Below are 26,382 nucleotides of genomic sequence, written 5' to 3' on the forward strand. Positions count from 1 at the left end.
TGTTAGGAAGAACGCATAATAACGATGGCGATGAAAAAGTTGCTCATAGCGTCGCTGCTGTTTAGCAGCGCCACCGTATACGGTGCTGAAGGGTTCGTAGTGAAGGACATTCATTTCGAAGGCCTACAGCGAGTCGCCGTTGGTGCGGCTCTCCTCAGTATGCCGGTGCGCACAGGCGACACGGTTAATGATGAAGACATCAGTAATACCATTCGTGCTCTGTTCGCCACCGGTAACTTTGAGGATGTCCGCGTCCTGCGCGATGGTGATACCCTTCTGGTTCAGGTAAAAGAACGTCCGACGATTGCCAGCATCACTTTCTCCGGTAACAAATCGGTGAAAGATGACATGCTGAAGCAAAACCTCGAGGCGTCTGGCGTGCGTGTTGGCGAGTCTCTGGATCGCACAACGCTTGCCGATATCGAAAAGGGCCTGGAAGATTTCTACTATAGCGTCGGTAAGTACAGCGCCAGTGTGAAAGCGGTGGTGACGCCGTTGCCGCGTAACCGTGTTGACCTCAAGCTGGTCTTCCAGGAAGGTGTTTCGGCGAAGATCCAACAGATCAATATCGTCGGCAACCATGCCTTCTCAACTGACGAACTTATCTCTCACTTCCAGTTGCGTGACGAAGTGCCGTGGTGGAATGTGGTAGGCGATCGTAAATACCAGAAACAGAAGCTGGCGGGCGATCTTGAAACCCTGCGCAGCTACTATCTGGATCGCGGTTATGCTCGCTTCAATATTGATTCCACTCAGGTCAGCCTGACGCCGGATAAAAAAGGCATCTACATCACCGTTAACATCACTGAAGGCGAGCAGTACAAGCTTTCTGGGGTTCAGGTGAGCGGTAACCTGGCCGGGCACTCCGCCGAAATTGAGACCCTGACGAAGATCGAGCCAGGTGAACTCTATAACGGCACCAAAGTGACCAAAATGGAAGATGACATCAAGAAGCTTCTGGGTCGCTATGGCTATGCCTATCCGCGCGTTCAGTCGCAGCCTGAAATCAACGACGCTGACAAAACCGTTAAATTGCGTGTAAACGTGGATGCGGGTAACCGTTTCTATGTGCGTAAGATCCGTTTTGAAGGTAACGACACTTCTAAAGACTCCGTTCTGCGTCGCGAAATGCGTCAGATGGAAGGCGCATGGCTGGGCAGCGATCTTGTCGACCAGGGTAAAGAGCGTCTGAACCGTCTGGGTTACTTTGAAACCGTTGATACTGATACTCAGCGTGTTCCGGGCCGCCCGGATCAGGTTGATGTAGTCTACAAGGTTAAAGAGCGTAACACCGGTAGCTTTAACTTCGGCGTCGGTTACGGTACCGAGAGCGGCGTGAGCTTCCAGGCTGGCGTTCAGCAGGATAACTGGTTAGGTACCGGTTATTCTGTCGGGATTAACGGCACCAAAAACGATTACCAGACCTATACTGAGTTGTCTGTCACTAACCCGTACTTCACCGTTGATGGTGTGAGCCTTGGTGGCCGCGTCTTCTATAACGACTTTGAAGCGGATGATGCAGACCTGTCCGATTATACCAACAAAAGTTATGGTACAGACGTGACGCTGGGCTTCCCGATCAACGAATACAACACGTTGCGCGCGGGCCTGGGTTATGTACATAACAAACTGTCCAATATGCAGCCGCAGATCGCAATGGATCGTTATCTTGAGTCGATGGGACAATCCGCTGATACCAGCAGTTTTGCCGCTGATGATTTCACCTTTAACTACGGTTGGACATACAACAAGTTAGACCGTGGTTATTTCCCGACAGACGGTTCGCGTGTCAACCTGAACGGTAAAGTCACCATTCCGGGTTCTGACAACGAATACTACAAACTGTCGATGGATACCGCGACCTATATGCCGATCGATGACGACCACAAGTGGGTTGTTCTGGGTCGTACCAAGGTAGGTTATGGGGATGGCATTGGCAGCAAAGAGATGCCGTTCTACGAGAACTTCTACGCCGGTGGTTCCAGTGGCTTCCAGTCGAATACTATCGGCCCGAAGGCGGTTTATGGCTATGGCGCTCACACTGATCCTAATGATAACAATGATGATTACGAAGCCTGTACTCAGTCTTCAGGCTGTAAATCAGATGATGCGGTAGGTGGTAACGCCATGGCTGTCGCCAGCCTGGAATTTATTACCCCGACGCCGTTTATCAGCGATAAGTATGCTAACTCGGTCCGTACTTCCTTCTTCTGGGATATGGGTACCGTTTGGGATACTAACTGGGATCCGTCATCTGCGCCGTCGGATGTGCCGGACTATAGTGATCCGAGCAATATCCGTATGTCAGCGGGTATCGCGTTACAATGGATGTCCCCATTGGGGCCGTTGGTTTTCTCCTACGCCCAGCCGTTCAAGAAGTACGATGGAGACAAAGCGGAACAGTTCCAGTTTAACATTGGTAAAACCTGGTAACTGTTCTTCGCAAAGGAATGTAGTGGTAGTGTAGCGATGACTTTAGGCGATCTTGCATGGGATCGCCTGGCCACGCAAAGAACTGCACCTTCGGGTGCAAATGGGATGGTAAGGAGTTAATTGTGAAAAAGTGGTTATTAGCTGCAGGTCTCGGTTTAGCGATGGCAACGTCCGCACAGGCTGCTGACAAAATTGCAATCGTCAATATGGGTAGCCTGTTCCAACAGGTTGCACAGAAGACGGGTGTTTCTGCTACGCTGGAAAACGAGTTCAAAGGCCGTGCCAGCGAACTGCAGCGTATGGAATCCGATCTGCAATCTAAAATGCAGCGTCTGCAATCAATGAAAGCGGGTAGCGATCGTACCAAGCTGGAAAAAGACGTTATGGCTCAGCGCCAGACTTTCTCTCAGAAAGCTCAGGCTTTCGAGCAGGATCGTGCACGTCGTTCCAACGAAGAACGTGGCAAACTGGTTACTCGTATCCAGACAGCTGTGAAATCTGTTGCCAGCAGCCAGAGCATTGATCTGGTCGTTGACGCAAACACCGTTGCATACAACAGCAGCGATGTAAAAGACATCACCGCTGACGTACTGAAACAGGTTAAATAAGTAATGCCTTCAATTCGACTGGCTGATTTAGCAGAGCAGTTGGATGCAGAATTACACGGTGATGGCGATATCGTCATCACCGGCGTAGCGTCCATGCAATCTGCGCAAACTGGCAATATCACGTTCATGGTGAATCCTAAATACCGTGAACACTTAGGCGTATGCCAGGCGTCTGCCGTTGTGATGACGCAGGACGATCTTCCTTTTGCTAAGAGTGCGGCGCTGGTAGTGAAGAATCCCTACCTGACCTATGCACGTATGGCGCAAATTTTAGATACCACGCCTCAGCCTGCACAGAACATTGCACCCAGTGCAGTGATCGATGCAACGGCGAAGCTGGGTAATAATGTCTCTGTGGGCGCAAATGCGGTCATTGAGTCTGGCGTAGAACTGGGCGATAACGTGGTTATCGGTGCAGGTTGTTTCGTCGGAAAAAATACCAAAATCGGTGCAGGTTCACGCTTGTGGGCGAATGTGACGATTTACCACGACATCCAGATCGGTGAAAATTGCCTGATCCAGTCCAGCACCGTCGTTGGATCTGATGGATTTGGTTACGCGAACGATCGTGGTAACTGGGTGAAGATCCCCCAGCTTGGTCGCGTGATTATCGGCGATCGCGTCGAGATCGGCGCTTGTACCACCATTGACCGTGGTGCTCTGGACGATACTGTGATCGGTAATGGTGTTATCATTGATAACCAGTGCCAGATTGCGCATAACGTTGTGATTGGCGACAATACGGCGGTAGCCGGTGGCGTCATTATGGCGGGTAGCCTGAAGATTGGCCGTTATTGCATGATTGGCGGCGCCAGCGTGATCAATGGGCATATGGAAATATGCGACAAAGTCACGGTGACTGGCATGGGTATGGTGATGCGTCCTATCACCGAACCTGGCGTCTACTCCTCAGGCATTCCGCTACAACCCAACAAGGTATGGCGTAAAACAGCTGCACTGGTGATGAATATTGATGATATGAGCAAGCGCCTCAAAGCGATTGAGCGCAAGGTTAATCAACAAGACTAAAGCACCGTTTTTGCATGTCTGACTTTTCGGCCTGTCCCATTCATACGATTGCGACAGGCCGTGTTATTATTGCCTTTTAGTATATTTTGACAGGAAGAGTATTTTGACTACTAACACTCATACTCTGCATATTGAAGAGATTTTAGAACTTCTGCCGCACCGTTTTCCGTTTCTGCTGGTTGACCGCGTGCTGGATTTTGAAGAAGGTCGTTTTCTGCGCGCAGTGAAAAATGTATCCGTTAACGAGCCTTTCTTTCAGGGCCACTTCCCGGGTAAACCTATTTTCCCTGGCGTATTGATTCTGGAAGCGATGGCACAGGCTACCGGTATCCTCGCGTTTAAAAGCGTAGGAAAACTGGAACCAGGCGAACTGTATTATTTCGCGGGTATTGATGAAGCACGCTTTAAGCGTCCTGTCGTGCCTGGCGATCAGATGATCATGGAAGTGACTTTCGAGAAAACGCGCCGTGGCCTGACCCGTTTTAAAGGGGTTGCGCTGGTCGACGGTAAAGTTGTGTGCGAAGCAACGATGATGTGTGCCCGTAGCCGGGAGGCCTGATACGTGATTGATAAATCCGCCTTTATTCACCCGACCGCCATTGTAGAAGAGGGCGCCAGCATTGGTGCCAATGCTCACATTGGCCCATTTTGTATTGTTGGACCCCATGTTGAAATTGGTGAGGGTACCGTACTGAAGTCTCACGTTGTCGTGAATGGCCATACAAAAATTGGTCGCGATAACGAGATCTATCAGTTTGCCTCCATCGGTGAAGTTAACCAGGATCTTAAATATGCTGGCGAACCGACCCGTGTGGAAATTGGCGATCGCAACCGCATCCGCGAAAGCGTCACCATTCATCGTGGCACAGTGCAGGGCGGTGGAGTGACGAAGGTGGGCAGCGATAACTTACTGATGATTAATGCGCACGTCGCGCATGATTGTACGGTAGGCAACCGCTGTATTCTGGCGAATAACGCCACGCTTGCCGGACATGTTTCGCTTGATGATTTTGTTATCATCGGCGGCATGACTGCGGTGCATCAGTTCTGCATCATCGGTGCGCATGTGATGGTTGGCGGCTGTTCTGGTGTAGCCCAGGACGTGCCTCCGTACGTTATCGCCCAGGGCAACCACGCGACGCCGTTTGGCGTCAATATCGAAGGTCTGAAGCGTCGTGGATTCACCCGCGAAGCGATTACCGCGATTCGTAACGCCTACAAAGCGTTGTACCGTAGCGGTAAAACGCTGGAAGAAGTGAAACCAGAAATCGCGGAACTGGCGAAACAGTACCCCGAAGTTCAGGCTTTCAGCGACTTCTTTGAGCGCTCAACGCGTGGCCTGATTCGTTAATGACTGAACAGCGTCCTTTAACGATTGCCCTCGTCGCCGGAGAAACCTCCGGCGATATTCTTGGTGCAGGGTTAATCCGTGCACTCAAGGCTCGCGTTCCCAATGCGCGCTTTGTTGGCGTTGCGGGGCCGCTGATGCAGGCCGAAGGTTGTGAAGCCTGGTACGAAATGGAAGAGTTGGCGGTCATGGGCATTGTTGAAGTGCTCGGACGCCTGCGCCGTTTACTGCATATTCGTGCCGACCTCACTCGCCGATTCACCGACTTAAAGCCGGATGTTTTCGTCGGCATTGATGCACCTGATTTCAATATTACCCTCGAAGGGAATTTGAAAAGACAGGGCATTAAAACCATTCATTATGTCAGTCCGTCCGTTTGGGCGTGGCGACAGAAACGCGTTTTCAAAATAGGCAGATCCACCAACATGGTGCTGGCCTTTCTGCCTTTCGAAAAGGCGTTTTATGACAAATTTAACGTCCCGTGCCGCTTTATCGGTCATACCATGGCAGATGCCATGCCGTTGGACCCGGATAAAAATGCGGCGCGTGATGTTCTGGGCATTCCTCATGACGCTCACTGCCTGGCGCTACTGCCAGGAAGCCGTGGTGCAGAAGTGGAAATGCTCAGCGCCGATTTTCTGAAAACGGCGCAGCTATTACGCCAGCATTATCCGGATCTTGAGGTGGTGGTGCCGTTGGTGAATGCCAAACGTCGCGAGCAGTTTGAACGCATTAAAGCGGAAGTTGCACCGGAGCTTTCTGTACATCTGCTCAATGGGATGGGACGTGAAGCAATGGTGGCCAGCGATGCCGCACTGCTGGCTTCTGGTACCGCCGCGCTGGAATGTATGCTGGCAAAATGCCCGATGGTGGTTGGCTACCGTATGAAACCCTTCACCTTTTGGCTGGCGAAGCGCCTGGTGAAAACGGATTACGTTTCGCTACCGAACCTGCTGGCGGGAAGAGAACTGGTTAAAGAGCTGTTGCAGGAAGAGTGTGAACCGCAGGCGCTGTCGCAAGCGCTGTTGCCGTTGCTGGCAAATGGTAAAACCAGCCATGCGATGCACGACACATTCCGTGAACTGCACCAGCAGATCCGTTGCAATGCTGATGAGCAGGCGGCGGATGCGGTCCTGGAGTTAGCGCAATGATTGAATTTGTGTATCCGCATACGCATTTAGTGGCGGGTGTGGATGAAGTCGGGCGCGGCCCTTTGGTCGGTGCGGTCGTCACTGCTGCCGTCATTCTGGATCCGGCTCGCCCTATTATCGGTCTTAATGACTCCAAAAAACTGTCAGAAAAACGTCGCCTGGCGCTGTTTGATGAAATTAAAGAAAAAGCGTTAAGCTGGAGCCTGGGTCGGGCGGAACCGCATGAAATCGACGAGCTGAACATTTTGCATGCCACCATGCTGGCCATGCAGCGTGCGGTTGCGGGTTTGCATATTGCGCCCGAATACGTGCTGATTGACGGCAATCGTTGCCCGGCATTACCGGTACCGTCGATGGCGGTGGTCAAAGGCGATAGCCGCGTGGCGGAGATTAGCGCCGCATCGATTCTGGCAAAAGTCACTCGTGATGCTGAAATGGCGGCGCTGGATACGGTTTTTCCACAGTATGGTTTTGCACAGCACAAAGGCTATCCAACCGCATTTCATCTGGAAAAATTGGCACTGCATGGTGCGACTGAGCACCATCGCCGCAGCTTTGGCCCCGTCAAACGCGCACTGGGACTCTCGTCCTGATTCTTGTGTCGAAGGAATCTGAAGATGTCTGAACCACGTTTCGTCCACCTACGGGTGCACAGCGACTACTCCATGATCGATGGGCTGGCGAAAACCGGGCCGCTGGTAAAAAAGGCGGCCGCGTTAGGCATGCCTGCGCTGGCGATCACCGATTTTACCAACCTGTGTGGTCTGGTGAAGTTTTACGGAGCGGGTCACGGCGCGGGTATCAAGCCGATAGTTGGCGCAGATTTTCATGTCCGCAGTGAGCTGTTGGGCGATGAACTCACGCAGCTCACCGTGCTGGCCGCAAATAATACCGGCTATCAGAACCTGACGTTGTTGATTTCGAAAGCCTATCAGCGCGGCTATGGCGCAGAAGGACCGGTTATCGACCGGGACTGGTTGGTCGAGCTAAAAGAAGGTTTGATTTTGCTCTCCGGCGGTCGCATGGGCGATGTCGGACGCAGCCTGCTGCGCGGCAATAGCGCACTGGTTGACGAGTGCGTGGCGTTTTACGAAGAACATTTTCCCAATTGCTATTTCCTCGAATTGATTCGCACCGGCAGGCAAGATGAAGAAAATTATCTGCACGCAGCCGTAGCACTGGCCGAAACGCGTGGTCTACCGGTGGTGGCGACTAACGATGTCCGCTTCCTGGAAACCGGAGATTTCGACGCGCATGAAATCCGCGTAGCGATCCACGACGGGTTCACCCTTGATGACCCGAAACGCCCGCGTAACTATTCGCCGCAGCAATACATGCGCAGCGAAGATGAGATGTGCGAGCTGTTCTCCGATATTCCGGAAGCACTGCAAAACACTGTCGAGATAGCCAAACGCTGCAACGTGACGGTGCGTCTGGGCGAATATTTCCTGCCGCAGTTCCCGACCGGCGATATGACCACCGAGGATTTCCTCGTGGCGAAATCACGCGAAGGTCTGGAAGAACGTCTCGAATTTTTGTTCCCTGACCCTGAAGTTCGTGCGCAGAAGCGCCCGCCTTACGATGAACGTCTGGAAGTTGAACTTAAAGTTATCAACCAGATGGGATTCCCTGGCTACTTCCTGATCGTTATGGAATTTATCCAGTGGTCGAAAGATAACGGCGTACCGGTAGGCCCGGGACGTGGTTCCGGCGCTGGCTCACTTGTCGCCTATGCGCTGAAAATTACCGATCTCGATCCGCTGGAATTTGACCTGCTGTTCGAACGTTTCCTTAACCCGGAACGTGTCTCAATGCCCGACTTCGACGTTGACTTCTGTATGGAGAAACGCGACCAGGTTATCGAGCACGTGGCGGAAATGTACGGTCGTGATGCGGTTTCGCAGATTATTACCTTTGGTACGATGGCTGCAAAAGCAGTTATCCGCGACGTGGGCCGCGTGCTGGGGCATCCGTACGGTTTCGTTGACCGTATTTCGAAACTGGTGCCGCCCGATCCGGGCATGACGCTGGCAAAAGCCTTTGAAGCCGAACCGCAACTGCCGGAAATCTATGAGGCAGATGAAGAGGTTAAAGCGCTGATCGATATGGCGCGTAAGCTGGAAGGCGTCACGCGTAACGCCGGTAAGCACGCCGGTGGTGTGGTTATCGCACCGACAAAAATTACTGATTTTGCGCCGCTGTACTGCGATGAACAGGGGCTGCACCCGGTTACTCAGTTTGATAAGAACGACGTGGAATATGCCGGTCTTGTGAAGTTCGACTTCCTCGGCCTGCGTACGCTCACCATCATCAACTGGGCGCTGGAAATGATCAACGCGCGCCGTGAAAAGAACGGTGAGCCACCGCTGGATATTGCGGCTATCCCGCTGGATGACAAGAAAAGCTTCGATATGCTGCAACGCTCGGAGACCACGGCGGTCTTCCAGCTTGAATCCCGCGGCATGAAAGACCTGATCAAACGTCTGCAGCCTGACTGCTTCGAAGATATGATCGCACTGGTGGCTCTGTTCCGTCCTGGTCCACTGCAGTCGGGGATGGTAGATAACTTTATCGACCGTAAGCATGGTCGCGAAGAGATTTCCTACCCGGATGTACAATGGCAGCATGAGTGTCTGAAACCGGTACTGGAGCCGACCTACGGCATTATCCTGTATCAGGAACAGGTTATGCAGATTGCCCAGGAGTTGTCCGGGTACACCCTTGGCGGCGCGGATATGCTGCGTCGTGCGATGGGTAAGAAAAAGCCGGAAGAGATGGCCAAGCAGCGCGGCACCTTTGAAGAAGGGGCGAAAAAGCGCGGCGTAGACGGCGAACTGGCGATGAAAATCTTTGACCTGGTGGAGAAATTCGCCGGTTACGGATTTAACAAATCGCACTCCGCTGCCTATGCGCTGGTTTCTTACCAGACTCTGTGGCTGAAGGCGCATTATCCTGCTGAGTTTATGGCGGCGGTAATGACCGCCGATATGGATAACACCGAGAAAGTGGTCGGGCTGGTAGATGAATGCTGGCGTATGGGGCTTAAAATCCTGCCGCCGGATATCAACTCCGGGCTTTACCATTTTCACGTGAATGATGATGGCGAGATTGTTTATGGCATCGGCGCGATAAAAGGCGTGGGTGAAGGACCAATTGAAGCTATTATTGAGGCGCGTAACGAAGGCGGTTACTTCCGTGAGCTGTTTGATCTCTGCGCGCGCACGGATATCAAAAAACTTAACCGCCGGGTGCTGGAAAAGCTAATCATGTCCGGGGCGTTTGATCGCCTTGGCCCGCATCGCGCGGCGTTGATGAATTCGCTCAACGACGCGCTAAAAGCCGCCGATCAGCATGCAAAAGCCGAAGCCATCGGTCAGGCCGATATGTTTGGCGTACTGGCGGAAGAACCGGAGCAAATTGAACAATCCTATGCCAGCTGCCAACCGTGGCCGGAGCAGGTGGTATTAGACGGTGAGCGTGAAACGTTGGGGCTTTACCTGACGGGACACCCCATCAACCAGTATTTAAAAGAAATTGAGCGCTATGTCGGAGGCTACAGGCTGAAAGACATGCATCCGACAGAACGTGGTAAAGTCACCACGGCTGCGGGGCTCGTCATTGCTGCGCGGGTAATGGTCACCAAGCGCGGCAATCGTATCGGCATCTGTACACTGGATGACCGTTCCGGGCGTCTGGAAGTTATGTTGTTTACCGATGCTCTGGATAAATACCAGCAATTGCTGGAAAAAGACCGCATACTTATCGTCAGCGGACAGGTCAGCTTTGATGACTTCAGCGGCGGGCTTAAAATGATGGCCCGTGAAGTCATGGATATTGACGAAGCCCGGGAAAAATATGCTCGCGGGCTTGCTATCTCGCTGACGGACAGGCAAATTGATGACCAGCTTTTAAACCGACTCCGTCAGTCTCTGGAACCCCACCGCTCGGGGACAATTCCAGTACATCTCTACTATCAGAGGGCGGATGCACGTGCGCGGTTGCGTTTTGGCGCGACGTGGCGTGTCTCTCCGAGCGATCGTTTGCTAAACGATCTCCGTGGCCTTATTGGTTCGGAGCAGGTGGAACTGGAGTTTGACTAATACAGGAATACTATGAGTCTGAATTTCCTTGATTTTGAACAGCCGATTGCAGAGCTGGAAGCAAAAATCGATTCTTTGACTGCGGTTAGCCGTCAGGATGAGAAACTGGATATTAACATCGATGAAGAAGTGCATCGTCTGCGTGAAAAAAGCGTAGAACTGACGCGTAAAATCTTCGCCGATCTTGGCGCATGGCAGGTAGCCCAACTGGCGCGCCATCCACAGCGTCCGTACACCCTGGATTATGTCCGCCTGGCGTTTGATGAATTTGATGAGCTGGCGGGCGATCGTGCCTATGCGGATGATAAAGCTATTGTCGGCGGCATCGCGCGTCTGGATGGCCGTCCGGTGATGATCATTGGTCATCAGAAAGGCCGTGAGACCAAAGAAAAGATTCGCCGTAATTTCGGCATGCCAGCACCGGAAGGCTATCGCAAAGCGCTGCGCCTGATGGAAATGGCCGAGCGCTTCAACATGCCGATCATTACCTTCATCGACACCCCAGGGGCTTACCCGGGCGTGGGCGCGGAAGAGCGTGGTCAGTCAGAAGCGATCGCGCGCAACCTGCGTGAAATGTCGCGTCTGAGCGTACCGGTAATCTGCACCGTTATTGGTGAAGGTGGTTCCGGCGGCGCGCTGGCGATCGGCGTAGGCGATAAAGTGAATATGCTGCAATACAGCACCTATTCCGTTATCTCCCCGGAAGGTTGTGCTTCAATTCTGTGGAAAAGCGCCGACAAAGCACCGCTGGCCGCAGAAGCGATGGGAATTGTTGCCCCGCGTCTGAAAGAGCTGAAGCTTATCGACTCTATCATTCCGGAACCGTTAGGCGGCGCACACCGCAATCCGGAAGTGATGGCTGCGTCCCTGAAAGCACAGCTGCTGGCCGATCTCGCCGATCTCGACGTGTTAAGCAAAGACGATCTGAAAAACCGTCGTTACCAGCGTCTGATGAGCTACGGTTACGCGTAAACTGCATTAATTCCGAAAAGGGCCACAACGTTGTGGCCCTTTTTTTTACCTGTGGTTTGGCCAGGCTATGATTAACTAAGGTTTTTCCAGGAGGAACGCATGAATATCATTGCCATCATGGGACCGCATGGCGTCTTTTATAAAGATGAGCCCATCAAGGAACTTGAACGTGCGCTGCAACAGCAGGGATTTCAGATTATCTGGCCGCAGAATAGCGTTGACCTGCTGAAGTTTATCGAACACAACCCGCGAATTTGCGGCGTCATTTTTGACTGGGATGAATATAGCCTGGAGCTGTGCAGTGACATCAACCAGCTCAACGAGTATCTCCCGCTCTACGCCTTTATTAATACCCATTCGACGATGGATGTCAGTGCGCACGACTTGCGCATGGCGCTGTGGTTTTTTGAGTATGCGCTGGGTCAGTCTGAAGACATTGCCACCCGCATTCGCCAGTACACCAGCGAATACCTCGATAACATCACGCCTCCGTTCACCAAGGCGCTGTTTACCTATGTGAAGGAAGGAAAGTATACCTTCTGTACGCCCGGGCACATGGCGGGTACGGCGTACCAGAAAAGCCCGGTCGGCTGCCTGTTCTATGATTTCTTTGGCGGCAATACGCTGAAAGCCGACGTGTCCATTTCCGTAACCGAACTGGGTTCATTGCTTGATCATACCGGACCACACCTCGAAGCGGAGGAGTACATCGCTCGCACCTTTGGTGCTGAGCAGAGCTATATGGTGACCAACGGTACCTCGACATCGAACAAGATTGTCGGCATGTATGCTGCGCCTGCAGGCAGTACGCTACTGATTGATCGCAACTGCCATAAGTCGCTGGCGCATTTGCTGATGATGAGCGATGTGGTGCCAATCTGGCTGAAGCCTACGCGTAACGCGTTGGGGATCCTCGGCGGTATACCCCGTCGGGAATTTACCCGCGCAAGTATTGAACGCAAGGTAGAAGAGACGACTCAGGCGCAATGGCCGGTACACGCGGTGATCACCAACTCCACCTATGACGGGCTGCTTTATAACACCAACTGGATCAAGCAAACCCTGGATGTGCCCTCCATCCATTTTGATTCAGCCTGGGTGCCGTATACCCATTTTCATCCGATCTATCAGGGGAAAAGCGGGATGAGCGGCGAACGGGTACCGGGAAAGCTGATTTTTGAAACCCAGTCCACCCACAAGATGCTGGCGGCGTTGTCACAGGCTTCGCTGATCCACATTAAGGGTGACTATGATGAAGACACGTTCAACGAAGCCTTTATGATGCATACCTCCACGTCTCCGAGCTATCCGATTGTGGCGTCGATAGAAACGGCGGCGGCAATGCTGCGTGGCAATTCCGGCAAGCGGTTAATCAATCGTTCGGTGGAACGGGCGTTGCATTTCCGTAAAGAAGTGCAGCGTCTGCGCGAAGAGTCGGATGGCTGGTTCTTTGATATCTGGCAGCCGGAAAAGGTCGATGAAGCAGAATGTTGGCCGGTAGCGCCAGGTGAAGACTGGCACGGATTTAATGATGCTGATGCCGACCACATGTTCCTCGACCCGGTGAAGGTCACGATTCTGACGCCGGGAATGGATGAACAGGGAAATATGAGCGAAGAGGGGATCCCCGCGGCGCTGGTGGCGAAATTCCTTGATGAACGCGGCGTCGTCGTCGAAAAAACGGGACCGTATAACCTGTTGTTCCTGTTCAGTATTGGCATTGATAAAACCCGGGCGATGGGGCTGCTACGTGGCCTGACGGAATTTAAGCGCTCGTACGATCTGAATTTACGCGTGAAAAATATGCTGCCGGATCTGTATGCTGAAGATCCCGATTTCTATCGCAATATGCGTATTCAGGATCTGGCACAGGGGATCCATAAGCTGATCCGCCAGCACGATCTCTCCGGACTGATGCTGCGGGCATTTGATACCTTGCCGGAAATGAAAATGACACCGCACCAGGCCTGGCAGCGGCAGATCAAAGGTGAGGTGGAAACCGTGGCGCTTGATCAACTGGTAGGACGCGTGTCCGCCAATATGATCCTGCCTTATCCTCCCGGCGTGCCGCTCTTGATGCCCGGGGAAATGATCACTGCTAAAAGCCGGGCTGTCCTCGATTTTCTTCTGATGCTGTGTTCAGTGGGGCAGCGCTACCCGGGATTTGAAACCGATATCCATGGCGCTAAACTGGGCGAGGATGGTGTGTATCGCGTGAGAGTCTTAAAAATGGCATAACGACTTGCCTGACCCTAAGACGTACGAGTAACGTGCTGAGAGAAAAATGAAAGAGGCGATGACGCTATGCTGGGATTAAAACAGGTTCACCATATTGCCATTATTGCGACGGACTACGCGGCGAGTAAGGCATTTTACTGCGATGTGCTTGGCTTTACACTGATGAGCGAAGCCTATCGGGAAGAGAGAGACTCGTGGAAAGGCGATCTGGCATTGAACGGCCAGTATGTGATTGAGCTTTTTTCTTTCCCGTTTCCACCTTGCCGTCCGAGCCGACCGGAAGCCTGCGGTTTGCGTCATCTGGCGTTCAGTGTGGAGGATGTGGAAAAGTCGATCGCGCATCTGGAAGCACACCACGTGAAGTGTGAATCCATACGTATCGATCCATTTACAGGTAAACGCTTTACGTTTTTCAACGATCCGGACGGATTGCCCCTCGAACTGTACGAGATGTAAGGCTTGTCATTGTGGTGTTAGCCCGGTAACGTGCCGGGCAATGCCATTGTAAGTAACCATCATGACGACACTCACGCTGAACACTTCACTGCTGAATTTTCAATCGATTCTGGTCGCCTTTAGCGGCGGGCTGGATTCCACCGTATTGCTGCATCAACTGGTGCAGTGGCGAGCGCTGCATCCTGAGGTCGCTTTACGCGCAATCCACATTCATCACGGATTAAGCCCACACGCAGACAGTTGGGTGCAACACTGTGAGTCGGTATGCGCGCACTGGCAGGTGCCGCTGGTGGTTGAGCGGGTACACCTTGAGGATGATGGTCTGGGCATCGAAGCTCAGGCGCGACGCGCGCGCTATCAGGCGTTTGCGCAGACCTTACTACCGGGCGAGGTGCTGATGACCGCCCAGCATCTCGATGACCAGTGTGAAACCTTTCTGCTGGCGCTTAAGCGCGGCAGTGGTCCTGCCGGACTTTCCGCCATGGGGGAAAGCTCTCCGTTCGCCGGAACCCAGCTGATTAGACCGCTACTGGCGCAAACGCGAGAGGCGCTTGAAGTATGGGCGCGACGGCATGAATTATGCTGGATTGAAGATGAAAGCAATCAGGATGATACCTACGATCGCAATTTCCTCAGATTGCGCGTTACCCCGTTGCTCCAACAGCGCTGGCCGCACTTCGCGCAAGCCACGGCCCGCAGCGCCGCGCTTTGCGCTGAGCAGGAGAGTTTACTGGATGAACTGCTGGCCAGCGATTTAGCCGATTGCATCACAGCCCACGGTACATTGTTACTGGCGCCGTTAATGATGATGAGCGGCGTGCGCCGTGCCGCGCTGCTTCGTCGCTGGCTGGCGGGGTTAAATGCGCCGATGCCTTCCCGTGATGGGCTGGAACGTATCTGGCAGGAAGTGGCGCTGGCGAGGGAAGATGCGTCACCCTGTTTTCGTCTCGGGGAGTACGAGGTCCGTCGTTATCAGTCACAGCTGTGGTGGGTGAAGTCAGTCGACGGGCAAAGCGAAACAGTTATCCCGTGGTTAGAGTGGAAAACACCGTTGGCGCTGCCTGCCGGATTGGGCTCGGTTCAGTTAATCTCTGCGGGTGATTTGCGCATGCCGCAAGCGGATGAAGTCGTCAGCATCCGTTTTAAAGCGCCAGGGGTATTGCATATTGTCGGGCGTAATGGCGGACGGAAATTAAAGAAAATCTGGCAGGAGCAGGGGATCCCGCCCTGGCGACGAGATACGACGCCGCTGCTGTTTTACGGTGAAACGTTGATTGCGGCTGCGGGTGTTTTCGTGACGCGTGAGGGGGCGGCGGAAGATGAAGAAGGCGTGAGTCTGGTATGGCGTGGAAAGTAGGCCGGATAAGGTGCTTTGCACCGTCATCCGGCACCAAAATAATCAGGATTCGCTGACCACCACAGTACCGATTTGCGGGTGGCTGAAGCTGGCAATTTTGTCGAGACGAAGCTCCCGGGTTTCACCTGCGACATCTGCGACCAGATACTCCACGTTTTTGCGTGAAACCAGGTCGTTCGCTTTCGCCTGCAAAACTTCGCCATCTTTTAGCGCCAGCGTCAGTATCAAATGGTGCTGGCAGGCGAGTTCAAGATTGTCGTAATCATCGCAGTTGATGGGTTGATACGTTTCATTCATTGACATAATCGCTCACCAGTAAGTTCGCGGCAGCATACGCCGCTTTTTCCCTGACCGACTCTGGAAGGGCGCTGTCTGCCGCCACTTCATTAAGCACCTTCAATACGCAACCCAGCGCATCCGGGATATACCCTAAGTCTCCGCTGGCGATTTCCGCGTACCGCTTGCGTATTAACTCACAATATTTTTCCACATGCCCTCCTGTCAGCACTCTGACTTAACCGTGGATGCAAGTCTAAGCCTACGAAGATAAACTCTGTTTAGCAAGGTGACTATACCATACTCATTCAAGCAATATCAGCGCCTTGATAGAGGAGCAGTTAGCAGCCTTTTGCCGCAGTTTTCGCTACAATGTGCGCCTGATTCGAAAGGAGTTCTCTCATGGCGCTTAAAGCGACAATTTATAAAGCCGTCGTCAACGTAGCGGATCTTGACCGCAACCAGTTCCTTGACGCGGCCTTGACGCTGGCGCGTCACCCCTCTGAAACCCAGGAGCGCATGATGCTGCGCCTGCTGGCCTGGATTAAATATGCCGATGAACGGCTGCAGTTCACGCGTGGCCTGAGTGCGGAAGACGAGCCTGAAGCATGGCTGCGTAACGACCATCTGGGTATCGATCTCTGGATTGAGCTGGGCCTGCCGGATGAGCGCCGTATTAAAAAAGCCTGTACCCAGTCTGGTGAGGTTGCTCTGTTTGCTTACAACAGCCGTGCGGCTCAGATTTGGTGGCAGCAAAATCAGAACAAGTGCGCGCAGTTTAAAAATCTGACCGTGTGGTATCTGGATGATGAACAACTGGCACAACTGAGTGATTTTGCTGGTCGTACAATGGTGCTGCAGGCAACTATCCAGGACGGCGCTATCTGGCTGTCCGATTCTCAGAACAATCTGGAAATTCATCTGACCGCGTGGCAGCCGCGTTCATGATTGTTATCTCCCGAAACGTCTCTATCCCTGATAATGAGCTGGAAATCACGGCGATTCGGGCGCAGGGCGCGGGCGGTCAGCACGTTAACAAGACCTCGACGGCTATCCATTTGCGCTTTGACATTCGGGCCTCTGGCCTGCCAGAGTATTACAAGGAACGTCTGCTGGCTGCCAGCCATCATCTGATCAGCGGTGATGGAATTATTATCATTAAGGCGCAGGAATACCGTAGCCAGGAACTCAATCGGGAAGCGGCAATCTCCCGGCTGGTGGCGGTGATAAAAGAATTAACCGCAGTGCAAAAAAGCCGACAGGCAACTCGCCCTACACGCGCCTCGAAAGAGCGCAGGTTGTCATCGAAGGCGCAAAAATCCACAGTGAAAGCGCTGCGTGGGAGAGTTCGTCGAACGCAAGACTGACGAGCGGGAATAAAAATTTATAAGGAATTGATAGTGAAAACAGCAATATTGTCCGTAGTCGCTGCATGCACGCTTTTTTCCTTGATCGGCTGTAATAACCGTACTGAAGTTGAAGTACTACAGCCGACGCGGGCGGCAGAATTAAAACCGATGCAGCAAAGCTGGCGTGGCATCTTACCTTGCGCGGACTGCGAAGGGATTGAAACCTCTCTGTTTCTGGAAAAAGACGGTACATGGGTGATGAACGAACGCTATCAGGGCGTGCGGGATGAACCGTCTTCGTTTGCCTCTTATGGCACATGGGCGCGCACTGCCGACAAGCTGGTGCTGACCGACAGCAAAGGTGAGAAGTCGTACTTCCGGGCTAAAGGCGAGGCGCTGGAAATGCTCGATCGTGAAGGTAACCCGATTGAGTCAAAGTTTAACTACACGCTCCAGCCGGTTTCCGCCAGCTTACCGGTGACGCCAATGCCGATGCGAGGCATGTATTTCTATATGGCTGACGCGGCAATCTTTACCGACTGCGCAACGGGTAAACGGATGCCGGTGGCGAATAATGCTCAGCTTGAACGTGACTATTTAGCTGCGCGTGCGGAAAACGGACAGTCCGTACTGCTGACGCTTGAGGCGCATTTCACGCTGGAGTCAAACCCGGATACGGGTGAGAAAGTGAAAACGTTGATGGCGGATAAAGACGCGAAATTTATACCTGGTAAAGCGTGTAATTAATCGATAGAAAAAAGGCCCTGATAATCAGGGCCTTTTTGTTGGTATTAGCCTTTAATGGCTTTGACCAGGAAGTCGACGATATCGCCGGTTTTAATCAGCTCTTTCTCGCCGTTACGACGGTATTTGTATTCGATATCGTCGTTGTCGAGGTTACGGTCGCCCAGCACGATGGTGTGCGGAATACCGATCAGTTCCATATCGGCAAACATCACGCCCGGACGCTCTTTACGATCGTCCATCAGCACTTCGATACCCTGCGCGCGCAGCTCAGCGTACAGCTTTTCAGCCAGCTCCTGCACACGGTAGGATTTGTGCATGTTCATCGGCAGAATAGCGACCTGGAACGGGGCAATGGCATCTGGCCATACGATGCCACGATCGTCATAGTTCTGTTCGATAGCAGCAGCAACCACGCGAGTGACCCCGACACCGTAACAGCCCATAGTCAGCGTCTGATTACGACCATCTTCGCCCTGAACGGCGGCTTTCATCGCTTCAGAGTACTTGGTACCCAACTGGAAGATGTGACCGACTTCGATACCGCGTTTGATCATCAGTGTACCTTTGCCGTCCGGGCTCGGGTCGCCGGCGACCACGTTACGGATGTCTGCAACTTCTGGGGTGACCACGTCGCGATCCCAGTTGATACCGAAATAGTGTTTACCGTCGATGTTGGCACCGGCAGCGAAATCGCTCATTACTGCAACGGTACGGTCGATAACCACCGGAATAGGCATATTCACCGGACCGAGCGAGCCAGGACCTGCTTTTACCAGCGCACGAATTTCTTCTTCGGTGGCAAAGGTCAGTGGGCTGGCAACCTGCGGCAGTTTTTCTGCTTTGACTTCGTTCAGCTCGTGATCGCCACGAACCAGCAGGGCGACCAGCGGGTAGCTGCTGCCTTCAACCGCTTTCACCAGCAGGGTTTTCACGGTTTTCTCGATAGGCAGGTTGAACTGCTCAACCAGTTCGGCGATGGTTTTAGCGTTCGGCGTATCTACCAGCGTCATTTCCTGGGTTGCTGCCGCGCGCGGCTCTTTCGGCGCAACGGCTTCGGCAAATTCGATGTTCGCCGCATAGTCAGAGGAGTCGGAGAAGATCACATCGTCTTCGCCGCTCTGCGCCAGCACCTGGAATTCGTGAGAGGCGCTGCCGCCGATAGAACCGGTATCCGCTTGTACTGCACGGAAATCCAGCCCCATACGGCTGAAGATTTTGCTGTACGCAGCGTACATCGCGTCGTAGGTTTCCTGCAGGGATTCCTGAGAGGTGTGGAAAGAGTATGCATCTTTCATCAGGAATTCGCGGGAGCGCATCACGCCGAAGCGCGGACGGACTTCGTCACGGAATTTGGTCTGGATCTGATAGAAGTTCAGCGGCAGTTGTTTGTAAGAGCTCAGCTCGTTACGGATCAGGTCGGTGATCACTTCTTCATGCGTTGGGCCGAGGACGAACGAACGATCGCCACGGTCAGCAATACGCAGCAGTTCCGGGCCGTATTGTTCCCAACGGCCGCTCTCTTCCCACAGTTCAGAAGGCTGAACGACCGGCATCAACACCTCGATCGCACCGGCGTTGTTCATCTCTTCACGCACGATGTTTTCGACTTTTTTCAGGACGCGCACGCCGGTCGGCAGCCAGGTATATAACCCGGAGGCCAGCTTGCGGATCATCCCGGCGCGCAGCATCAGCTGGTGGCTGATGACTTCGGCGTCGGCAGGTGTCTCCTTCAGAGTGGAGAGCAGATATTGGCTAGTACGCATGTTGTTACGGTTCCAGTTGAACGATCGAACAGGCTCAAAACGAGCCTGGCACAAAACAAAAGTGGTTTAGTTTACCAGCGAGAAAGGGATGTCAAAAGAGTACGCGACGCAAATTAGCGGGCTTCCAGAGCAAAGACCTCAAATCCTGACGGCGTGACGCGCCAGCGGACGTTAAAGTCCAGCAGCCAGACGGCGTAGGTTTTGCCTTCTTCCTCGTTTTTACGGTAGGCAGGACGCGGATCCTGCGCCAGCACTTCGGCAATAAACTGACGAAGATGCGGGTAACGTTGTTCGAGCTTCGGTAGCTGCTCCGCGAGATCTTCACTGAACGTCACGTCTACGCTGGCCTGGGGGGCATCCTGAGCATAGCTGGCACGAGCATCGGGTAACGATTCGGCAAACGGCAGATACGGTTTTATATCTACGACTGGCGTGCCATCAACGAGATCCAGCCCACCGAGTTCGAGGATCACGTGCTCTTTATGGCAGCGGATGCCCCGTAGCTCAACCAACGACATGCCAACAGGGTTAGGACGAAACGTTGAACGCGTGGCAAAGACACCCATTCTGGCGTTGCCGCCAAGGCGGGGAGGGCGCACGGTCGGACGCCATCCACCTTCCATTGTCTGGTGAAAAACAAAAATCACCCACAAATGACTGAAGGCTTCCAGGCCGCGAACGGCATCGGCCTGGTTATAAGGTGCGAGCAAATGCAGTTCACCGCTGGCGCTTTTCACCAGACCGGGCTGGCGTGGAACGGCGAACTTTTCTTTATAAGGTGAGCGGATAACGCCTATTTGCTCGAACTGAAAATGGCTCATTTCGCCGAAATGTTCAGTGCAGAACCGATGCAAACCGCCTGGCGATAGCAACCCGGCGTTCCGCTGGTCACTTCGCAACTGTGCAGCAATACCGCATTAGCTTTCATTTTTGATGCGTTAATCTGCATGCGTTTGCGTGCGGTTGGAATGCTCGGAGGGGAATCCTGGTTTGAAGCCTGGCAGGATTCACCGCTAACTTCGCCAAGATCGCGGAACGGTTTGCCTACTAAATCTTCAGCGTTAGTAATGATTCTTACCGGCGTAGCGCGCGGTGCTTTCGGTTTTTCCGGCTCCGCTTTCGGCGGGGTTGCGGTGCTTTGAACGGGTTCAACAGGGGATCTGCTTAACATAGAACAGCCGCTCAGCAAGAGTGCTACTAAACAGATCGGTAAAGCACGCATAATATTTCCTCAATGAATGATCTAAACGTCAGATATTGAATCAGGTGCTTGCATAAATGACAAGACGGGCAAGCGCCCGTCCTGATGATATTACAGATTCTGTAAACAGCCTAAAATTACCAGCCCTTAACAGCACCGCCGTTGAAGACTTTGTTTGCTGCTTCGTACACTTCGTCAGACTGGTATGCTTCAACGAATTTCTTCACGTTCTCAGCATCTTTATTGTCTTCACGAGTTACAATCAGGTTTACGTACGGGGAATCTTTATCTTCAACAAAGATACCGTCTTTTGCCGGAGTCAGGCCGATCTGGCTGGCGTAGGTGGTGTTGATGACCGCCAGTGCGATTTGTGCATCGTCCAGGGAACGCGGCAGCTGCGGTGCTTCCAGTTCAACCAGCTTCAGGTTTTTCGGGTTTTCAATCACGTCCAGCGCGGTTGGCAGCAGGCCAACACCGTCTTTCAGTTTGATTAAGCCCACTTTTTGCAGCAGCAGCAAGGAACGACCAAGGTTAGTCGGGTCGTTTGGAATCGCGACCTGGGAACCGTCCTGCAGCTCATCCAGTGATTTGATTTTTTTTGAGTAGCCCGCAATCGGGTAAACAAAAGTATTGCCTACAGCAACCAGCTTGTAACCGCGATCTTTGATCTGCTGGTCCAGGTATGGTTTGTGCTGGAAGGCGTTAGCATCGATATCGCCTTTGCTCAGCGCTTCGTTAGGCAGAACGTAATCGTTAAACGTGACCAGCTCAACGTCCAGACCGTATTTTTCTTTTGCTACTTTCTGCGCGACTTCTGCAACCTGCTGCTCTGCGCCAACAATAACGCCCACTTTGATGTGATTAGGATCTTTTTCATCCTGACCACAACCCACAAGTGCCAGAGAACCGATCAGGGCTCCAACTGCCGCAAAGGTTTTGAATTTGAACGCCATGCTTATTTCCTTTTCTTAATGAGTTTTTAGTGTTGTGTGCAACGTTATTTGTGCGTGACAGCCCGGACGATGCGATCGCCGGATAACTGAATTAAATAAACCAGAACGACGAGCAATACCAGTACTGTATTCATTACGGTAGCGTTGTAACCAATATAGCCGTACTGATAGCCAATCTGTCCAAGACCACCGGCACCGACGGCACCGCCCATCGCGGAGTAACCAACCAGCGTGATAAGGGTGATGGTGGCCGCATTGACCAGTCCTGGCAGCGCTTCTGGCAGTAATACCTTACGTACAATTTGCAGCGGCGTGGCGCCCATCGCACGAGAGGCTTCTATCAGCCCGGTCGGGATTTCGAGCAGCGCATTTTCCACCATACGGGCGATAAACGGCGCGGCACCGACGGTCAGCGGAACGATAGCGGCCTGCAGTCCGATAGAGGTGCCTACGATCATGCGGGTGAACGGAATCATCCACACCAGTAAGATGATGAACGGGATGGAACGGAAAATGTTCACCAGCGCAGAGAGCGTACGGTAGAGCTTCGCGTTCTCAATAATTTGCCCCGGACGCGTTACGTACAGCAACACGCCGACCGGCAGACCAATCACAAAGCCAAAAAAACCGGACACAAAGGTCATTGCCAGCGTTTCCCATACGCCGCGAACCAGCAGCCACATCATCGGCTCAGACATAACCCAGTACCTCTACTTTTACATGGTGTTCCTGCAACCAACTGATGGCTGCTTGTGTATCTTCCTGTGTGCCGTGCATTTCAGTCAGCATGATGCCGAACTTCACGCCGCCGGCGTAATCCATCTGCGCGCTAATAATGTTGTTATTCACATTAAAGCGACGGGCCGTCTCAGAAAGTAGCGGTGCATCGACCGAATGGCCGGTGAATTCCATACGCAGCATCGGCACGCTGTCTGCTTCCGGCTCCGCTTTTAAACGTTCCAGATAATCTTCCGGAATATCCAGGTGCAGCGTGGACTGGATAAATTTCTGTGCCAGCGGCGTTTTCGGATGAGAGAAAACTTCGCTGACGGTGTCCTGCTCAATCAGTTCACCATTACTGATGACCGCCACGCAGTCACAAATACGTTTTACAACGTCCATCTCGTGAGTAATCAGCAGAATGGTGAGTCCCAGACGACGATTAATATCTTTCAATAATTCCAGAATCGAGCGTGTCGTTGCCGGATCGAGTGCGCTGGTGGCTTCATCGCACAGCAACACTTTGGGATTACTTGCCAGCGCACGGGCGATCGCCACACGCTGTTTTTGTCCACCGGAAAGGTTGGCCGGGTAGCTATCGTGCTTGTCTCCAAGACCAACCAAATCCAACAGTTCTGTTACGCGGCGTTTGATCTCTTCTTTTGGCGTGTTATCCAGTTCCAGCGGTAGTGCGACGTTACCGAACACCGTACGGGAAGAGAGCAGGTTAAAGTGCTGAAAAATCATGCCGATTTGACGGCGAGCTTTAGTCAGCTCCGACTCAGAAAGCGTGGTCAGCTCCTGACCGCCAACCTGAACGCTGCCTTCGGTAGGGCGTTCGAGTAGGTTAACGCAGCGGATGAGCGTACTTTTACCAGCACCGGAGGCGCCAATAACGCCATAAATCTGCCCGGCAGGAACATGCAGGCTGACATTATTTAGCGCCTGAATGGTGCGAGTCCCCTGCTGGAACACTTTGGTGATATTCGAAAGTTTAATCATTGGTTATTTATTATCGTAATTAAGTTAGCCGTGGCATTTTCGTCTGTCAGGTACGGTCGAAACCGTCAACAAGATGGATGTTAAGGCATCCAGACGTCTAAATCAATCGGGCTTTGCACGATGAGCACTTTCTTGCCCGCTGAAACATGCGATACTAGAGTCACATGCCTTATTCAGGAGCTATAAAAGGTGGCAAAGTCTGTACCCGCAATTTTTCTCGACCGTGACGGTACCATTAATGTGGACCACGGTTATGTACATGAGATCGACGAGTTTGAGTTTATCGACGGCGTTATTGATGCCATGCGTGAACTTAAAAAGATGGGTTACGCGCTTATTATCGTGACGAACCAGTCTGGTATCGCGCGTGGTAAATTTACTGAGGCGCAGTTTGAAACGTTGACCGAATGGATGGACTGGTCGCTGGCCGATCGCGACGTTGAGCTGGATGGTATCTACTACTGCCCGCATCACCCGCAGGGTACTGTAGAAGAGTATCGTCAGGCCTGCGACTGCCGTAAACCGCATCCTGGCATGTTTATCTCCGCCCGAGACTTCTTGCACATCGATATGGCCGCTTCTTATATGGTAGGCGACAAAATTGAAGATATGCAGGCGGCGGCAGCTGCGAATGTTGGCACGAAGGTATTGGTCCGCACAGGCAAACCCGTCACGCCGGAAGCAGAAAATGCGGCAGATTTGGTCATAAATAGTCTGGCAGACCTGCCAATGGCGATAAAAAAGCAGCAAAAGTAAGCGTTGTGGATAAAAGGTGAGCGGTTGAAACAAAAATGCATTTTTCCGCTTGTCTTCCTGAGTCGACTCCCTATAATGCGCCTCCATCGACACGGCGGATGTGAATCACTTCACACAAACAGCCGGTTCGGTTGAAGAGAAAAACCTGAAAATGAGGGTTGACTCTGAAAGAGGAAAGCGTAATATACGCCACCTCGCGACAGAGCGCTAAAGCGCGTCGCAACTGCTCTTTAACAATTTATCAGACAATCTGTGTGGGCACTCGAAGATACGGATTCTTAACGTCGCAAGACGAAAAATGAATACCAAGTCTCAACGAGTGAACACGTAATTCATTACGAAGTTTAATTCATTGAGCATCAAACTTTTAAATTGAAGAGTTTGATCATGGCTCAGATTGAACGCTGGCGGCAGGCCTAACACATGCAAGTCGAACGGTAGCACAGAGGAGCTTGCTCCTTGGGTGACGAGTGGCGGACGGGTGAGTAATGTCTGGGAAACTGCCCGATGGAGGGGGATAACTACTGGAAACGGTAGCTAATACCGCATAACGTCGCAAGACCAAAGAGGGGGACCTTCGGGCCTCTTGCCATCGGATGTGCCCAGATGGGATTAGCTAGTAGGTGGGGTAACGGCTCACCTAGGCGACGATCCCTAGCTGGTCTGAGAGGATGACCAGCCACACTGGAACTGAGACACGGTCCAGACTCCTACGGGAGGCAGCAGTGGGGAATATTGCACAATGGGCGCAAGCCTGATGCAGCCATGCCGCGTGTATGAAGAAGGCCTTCGGGTTGTAAAGTACTTTCAGCGAGGAGGAAGGTGTTGTGGTTAATAACCGCAGCAATTGACGTTACTCGCAGAAGAAGCACCGGCTAACTCCGTGCCAGCAGCCGCGGTAATACGGAGGGTGCAAGCGTTAATCGGAATTACTGGGCGTAAAGCGCACGCAGGCGGTCTGTCAAGTCGGATGTGAAATCCCCGGGCTCAACCTGGGAACTGCATCCGAAACTGGCAGGCTAGAGTCTTGTAGAGGGGGGTAGAATTCCAGGTGTAGCGGTGAAATGCGTAGAGATCTGGAGGAATACCGGTGGCGAAGGCGGCCCCCTGGACAAAGACTGACGCTCAGGTGCGAAAGCGTGGGGAGCAAACAGGATTAGATACCCTGGTAGTCCACGCCGTAAACGATGTCGACTTGGAGGTTGTGCCCTTGAGGCGTGGCTTCCGGAGCTAACGCGTTAAGTCGACCGCCTGGGGAGTACGGCCGCAAGGTTAAAACTCAAATGAATTGACGGGGGCCCGCACAAGCGGTGGAGCATGTGGTTTAATTCGATGCAACGCGAAGAACCTTACCTACTCTTGACATCCAGAGAACTTAGCAGAGATGCTTTGGTGCCTTCGGGAACTCTGAGACAGGTGCTGCATGGCTGTCGTCAGCTCGTGTTGTGAAATGTTGGGTTAAGTCCCGCAACGAGCGCAACCCTTATCCTTTGTTGCCAGCGGTTCGGCCGGGAACTCAAAGGAGACTGCCAGTGATAAACTGGAGGAAGGTGGGGATGACGTCAAGTCATCATGGCCCTTACGAGTAGGGCTACACACGTGCTACAATGGCATATACAAAGAGAAGCGACCTCGCGAGAGCAAGCGGACCTCATAAAGTATGTCGTAGTCCGGATTGGAGTCTGCAACTCGACTCCATGAAGTCGGAATCGCTAGTAATCGTGGATCAGAATGCCACGGTGAATACGTTCCCGGGCCTTGTACACACCGCCCGTCACACCATGGGAGTGGGTTGCAAAAGAAGTAGGTAGCTTAACCTTCGGGAGGGCGCTTACCACTTTGTGATTCATGACTGGGGTGAAGTCGTAACAAGGTAACCGTAGGGGAACCTGCGGTTGGATCACCTCCTTACCTTAAAGAACC

24 protein-coding genes and 1 rRNA gene are annotated in these 26,382 nt (G+C 52.8%); 17 read left to right on the forward strand and 8 right to left on the reverse strand.

Annotation, left to right across the window (positions count from 1 at the left end):
- The first annotated feature begins 24 nt into the window (after positions 1–24).
- The 12 genes from bamA to tilS all read left to right on the forward strand — a co-directional run bounded on the left by bamA (position 25) and on the right by tilS (position 15,692).
- Positions 25–2,433: an outer membrane protein assembly factor BamA gene (bamA, locus tag OGY72_RS19995; RefSeq protein WP_286548994.1), complete on the forward strand. Its 2,409-nt coding sequence runs from the start codon at positions 25–27 to the stop codon at positions 2,431–2,433.
- Between the two features lie 122 nt (positions 2,434–2,555).
- Positions 2,556–3,041 (forward strand): molecular chaperone Skp, encoded by a 486-nt coding sequence (gene skp, locus OGY72_RS20000; protein ID WP_003018533.1) that lies wholly within the window; start codon positions 2,556–2,558, stop codon positions 3,039–3,041.
- A 3-nt stretch (positions 3,042–3,044) separates the two neighbouring features.
- Positions 3,045–4,070, forward strand: coding sequence for a UDP-3-O-(3-hydroxymyristoyl)glucosamine N-acyltransferase (lpxD, locus tag OGY72_RS20005; RefSeq protein WP_003018531.1), 1,026 nt, complete (start codon positions 3,045–3,047; stop codon positions 4,068–4,070).
- Between the two features lie 103 nt (positions 4,071–4,173).
- The gene (fabZ, locus tag OGY72_RS20010) at positions 4,174–4,629 is read left to right on the forward strand and encodes a 3-hydroxyacyl-ACP dehydratase FabZ (RefSeq protein ID WP_003018528.1); all 456 of its coding nucleotides are present in this window, start codon (positions 4,174–4,176) and stop codon (positions 4,627–4,629) included.
- A gap of 3 nt (positions 4,630–4,632) precedes the next feature.
- A complete protein-coding gene (gene lpxA, locus OGY72_RS20015) occupies positions 4,633–5,421 on the forward strand; it encodes an acyl-ACP--UDP-N-acetylglucosamine O-acyltransferase (protein WP_003018525.1) in 789 nt (262 codons plus the stop codon).
- Positions 5,421–6,569, forward strand: coding sequence for a lipid-A-disaccharide synthase (gene lpxB, locus OGY72_RS20020; protein WP_063941139.1), 1,149 nt, complete (start codon positions 5,421–5,423; stop codon positions 6,567–6,569). The genes lpxA and lpxB overlap by 1 nt, the downstream gene beginning before the upstream one ends.
- Complete coding sequence (gene rnhB, locus OGY72_RS20025; protein ID WP_003018518.1) at positions 6,566–7,162, forward strand: ribonuclease HII; 597 nt, start codon at positions 6,566–6,568, stop codon at positions 7,160–7,162. The genes lpxB and rnhB overlap by 4 nt, the downstream gene beginning before the upstream one ends.
- Positions 7,163–7,186: 24 nt before the next feature.
- Complete coding sequence (dnaE, locus tag OGY72_RS20030; protein WP_008786271.1) at positions 7,187–10,669, forward strand: DNA polymerase III subunit alpha; 3,483 nt, start codon at positions 7,187–7,189, stop codon at positions 10,667–10,669.
- A gap of 12 nt (positions 10,670–10,681) precedes the next feature.
- A complete protein-coding gene (accA, locus tag OGY72_RS20035; RefSeq protein WP_003829164.1) occupies positions 10,682–11,641 on the forward strand; it encodes an acetyl-CoA carboxylase carboxyl transferase subunit alpha in 960 nt (319 codons plus the stop codon).
- Positions 11,642–11,740: 99 nt separating this feature from the next.
- The gene (ldcC, locus tag OGY72_RS20040) at positions 11,741–13,879 is read left to right on the forward strand and encodes a lysine decarboxylase LdcC (protein ID WP_286549002.1); all 2,139 of its coding nucleotides are present in this window, start codon (positions 11,741–11,743) and stop codon (positions 13,877–13,879) included.
- Positions 13,880–13,945: 66 nt separating this feature from the next.
- On the forward strand, positions 13,946–14,335 hold the full coding sequence (locus OGY72_RS20045) for a VOC family protein (RefSeq protein WP_008786273.1): 390 nt from the start codon (positions 13,946–13,948) through the stop codon (positions 14,333–14,335).
- 61 nt (positions 14,336–14,396) lie between these two features.
- Positions 14,397–15,692 carry a tRNA lysidine(34) synthetase TilS gene (gene tilS, locus OGY72_RS20050; protein ID WP_286549003.1) on the forward strand — a complete coding sequence of 432 codons (1,296 nt, stop codon included), beginning with the start codon at positions 14,397–14,399 and terminating at the stop codon, positions 15,690–15,692.
- Between the two features lie 42 nt (positions 15,693–15,734).
- On the opposite strand, the gene rof is transcribed toward tilS, so the two are convergent.
- Both rof and OGY72_RS20060 read right to left on the reverse strand, forming a co-directional pair.
- A complete protein-coding gene (rof, locus tag OGY72_RS20055) occupies positions 15,735–15,995 on the reverse strand; it encodes a Rho-binding antiterminator (protein WP_181509452.1) in 261 nt (86 codons plus the stop codon).
- The gene (locus OGY72_RS20060; RefSeq protein ID WP_003018499.1) at positions 15,982–16,182 is read right to left on the reverse strand and encodes a YaeP family protein; all 201 of its coding nucleotides are present in this window, start codon (positions 16,180–16,182) and stop codon (positions 15,982–15,984) included. Before OGY72_RS20060 ends, rof begins: the two co-directional genes overlap by 14 nt.
- 188 nt (positions 16,183–16,370) lie before the next feature.
- Between OGY72_RS20060 and OGY72_RS20065 the strand changes: the two genes are divergently transcribed.
- The 3 genes from OGY72_RS20065 to nlpE are packed head-to-tail and all read left to right on the forward strand — an operon-like array spanning position 16,371 to position 18,064.
- Complete coding sequence (locus OGY72_RS20065; protein ID WP_181509451.1) at positions 16,371–16,916, forward strand: YaeQ family protein; 546 nt, start codon at positions 16,371–16,373, stop codon at positions 16,914–16,916.
- Positions 16,913–17,335 carry an alternative ribosome rescue aminoacyl-tRNA hydrolase ArfB gene (gene arfB, locus OGY72_RS20070; protein ID WP_181511213.1) on the forward strand — a complete coding sequence of 141 codons (423 nt, stop codon included), beginning with the start codon at positions 16,913–16,915 and terminating at the stop codon, positions 17,333–17,335. Before OGY72_RS20065 ends, arfB begins: the two co-directional genes overlap by 4 nt.
- Positions 17,336–17,365: 30 nt before the next feature.
- On the forward strand, positions 17,366–18,064 hold the full coding sequence (gene nlpE / locus OGY72_RS20075) for an envelope stress response activation lipoprotein NlpE (RefSeq protein WP_286549039.1): 699 nt from the start codon (positions 17,366–17,368) through the stop codon (positions 18,062–18,064).
- 44 nt (positions 18,065–18,108) lie between these two features.
- On the opposite strand, the gene proS is transcribed toward nlpE, so the two are convergent.
- The 6 genes from proS to metN form a co-directional block, all read right to left on the reverse strand.
- Complete coding sequence (gene proS / locus OGY72_RS20080) at positions 18,109–19,827, reverse strand: proline--tRNA ligase (protein ID WP_286549009.1); 1,719 nt, start codon at positions 19,825–19,827, stop codon at positions 18,109–18,111.
- 113 nt (positions 19,828–19,940) lie between these two features.
- A complete protein-coding gene (tsaA, locus tag OGY72_RS20085) occupies positions 19,941–20,648 on the reverse strand; it encodes a tRNA (N6-threonylcarbamoyladenosine(37)-N6)-methyltransferase TrmO (RefSeq protein WP_003829147.1) in 708 nt (235 codons plus the stop codon).
- Entirely contained in the window at positions 20,645–21,049 is a 405-nt protein-coding gene (gene rcsF / locus OGY72_RS20090; RefSeq protein WP_003018477.1) for an envelope stress sensor lipoprotein RcsF, read from the reverse strand. The genes tsaA and rcsF overlap by 4 nt, the downstream gene beginning before the upstream one ends.
- Positions 21,050–21,165: 116 nt before the next feature.
- Positions 21,166–21,981: a methionine ABC transporter substrate-binding lipoprotein MetQ gene (gene metQ, locus OGY72_RS20095; protein WP_003829145.1), complete on the reverse strand. Its 816-nt coding sequence runs from the start codon at positions 21,979–21,981 to the stop codon at positions 21,166–21,168.
- Between the two features lie 44 nt (positions 21,982–22,025).
- Positions 22,026–22,679: a methionine ABC transporter permease MetI gene (locus tag OGY72_RS20100; protein WP_003018471.1), complete on the reverse strand. Its 654-nt coding sequence runs from the start codon at positions 22,677–22,679 to the stop codon at positions 22,026–22,028.
- Complete coding sequence (metN, locus tag OGY72_RS20105) at positions 22,672–23,703, reverse strand: methionine ABC transporter ATP-binding protein MetN (RefSeq protein WP_003829140.1); 1,032 nt, start codon at positions 23,701–23,703, stop codon at positions 22,672–22,674. Before metN ends, OGY72_RS20100 begins: the two co-directional genes overlap by 8 nt.
- 189 nt (positions 23,704–23,892) lie before the next feature.
- On the opposite strand from metN, the gene gmhB reads away from it, so the two are divergent.
- Together gmhB and OGY72_RS20115 are read left to right on the forward strand one after the other, a co-directional pair.
- The gene (gene gmhB / locus OGY72_RS20110; RefSeq protein ID WP_126319180.1) at positions 23,893–24,459 is read left to right on the forward strand and encodes a D-glycero-beta-D-manno-heptose 1,7-bisphosphate 7-phosphatase; all 567 of its coding nucleotides are present in this window, start codon (positions 23,893–23,895) and stop codon (positions 24,457–24,459) included.
- Positions 24,460–24,828: 369 nt separating this feature from the next.
- Positions 24,829–26,370: ribosomal RNA gene (locus tag OGY72_RS20115) — 16S ribosomal RNA — on the forward strand.
- Positions 26,371–26,382: the final 12 nt, after the last annotated feature.

Source organism: Citrobacter sp. Cpo221 (assembly GCF_030332345.1).
Lineage (GTDB): Bacteria > Pseudomonadota > Gammaproteobacteria > Enterobacterales > Enterobacteriaceae > Citrobacter > Citrobacter portucalensis.

What these genes read in the sequence shown, in the direction of transcription:
- proS (WP_286549009.1), bottom strand. Translation starts at nt 19,827, where the DNA reads ATGCGTACTAGCCAATATCTGCTCTCCACTCTGAAGGAGACACCTGCC.
- tsaA (WP_003829147.1), bottom strand. Translation starts at nt 20,648, where the DNA reads ATGAGCCATTTTCAGTTCGAGCAAATAGGCGTTATCCGCTCACCTTAT.
- OGY72_RS20065 (WP_181509451.1), top strand. Translation starts at nt 16,371, where the DNA reads ATGGCGCTTAAAGCGACAATTTATAAAGCCGTCGTCAACGTAGCGGAT.
- rcsF (WP_003018477.1), bottom strand. Translation starts at nt 21,049, where the DNA reads ATGCGTGCTTTACCGATCTGTTTAGTAGCACTCTTGCTGAGCGGCTGT.
- arfB (WP_181511213.1), top strand. Translation starts at nt 16,913, where the DNA reads ATGATTGTTATCTCCCGAAACGTCTCTATCCCTGATAATGAGCTGGAA.
- OGY72_RS20045 (WP_008786273.1), top strand. Translation starts at nt 13,946, where the DNA reads ATGCTGGGATTAAAACAGGTTCACCATATTGCCATTATTGCGACGGAC.
- tilS (WP_286549003.1), top strand. Translation starts at nt 14,397, where the DNA reads ATGACGACACTCACGCTGAACACTTCACTGCTGAATTTTCAATCGATT.
- accA (WP_003829164.1), top strand. Translation starts at nt 10,682, where the DNA reads ATGAGTCTGAATTTCCTTGATTTTGAACAGCCGATTGCAGAGCTGGAA.
- rnhB (WP_003018518.1), top strand. Translation starts at nt 6,566, where the DNA reads ATGATTGAATTTGTGTATCCGCATACGCATTTAGTGGCGGGTGTGGAT.
- dnaE (WP_008786271.1), top strand. Translation starts at nt 7,187, where the DNA reads ATGTCTGAACCACGTTTCGTCCACCTACGGGTGCACAGCGACTACTCC.
- bamA (WP_286548994.1), top strand. Translation starts at nt 25, where the DNA reads ATGGCGATGAAAAAGTTGCTCATAGCGTCGCTGCTGTTTAGCAGCGCC.
- ldcC (WP_286549002.1), top strand. Translation starts at nt 11,741, where the DNA reads ATGAATATCATTGCCATCATGGGACCGCATGGCGTCTTTTATAAAGAT.
- metQ (WP_003829145.1), bottom strand. Translation starts at nt 21,981, where the DNA reads ATGGCGTTCAAATTCAAAACCTTTGCGGCAGTTGGAGCCCTGATCGGT.
- lpxB (WP_063941139.1), top strand. Translation starts at nt 5,421, where the DNA reads ATGACTGAACAGCGTCCTTTAACGATTGCCCTCGTCGCCGGAGAAACC.
- metN (WP_003829140.1), bottom strand. Translation starts at nt 23,703, where the DNA reads ATGATTAAACTTTCGAATATCACCAAAGTGTTCCAGCAGGGGACTCGC.
- OGY72_RS20100 (WP_003018471.1), bottom strand. Translation starts at nt 22,679, where the DNA reads ATGTCTGAGCCGATGATGTGGCTGCTGGTTCGCGGCGTATGGGAAACG.
- rof (WP_181509452.1), bottom strand. Translation starts at nt 15,995, where the DNA reads ATGTCAATGAATGAAACGTATCAACCCATCAACTGCGATGATTACGAC.
- lpxD (WP_003018531.1), top strand. Translation starts at nt 3,045, where the DNA reads ATGCCTTCAATTCGACTGGCTGATTTAGCAGAGCAGTTGGATGCAGAA.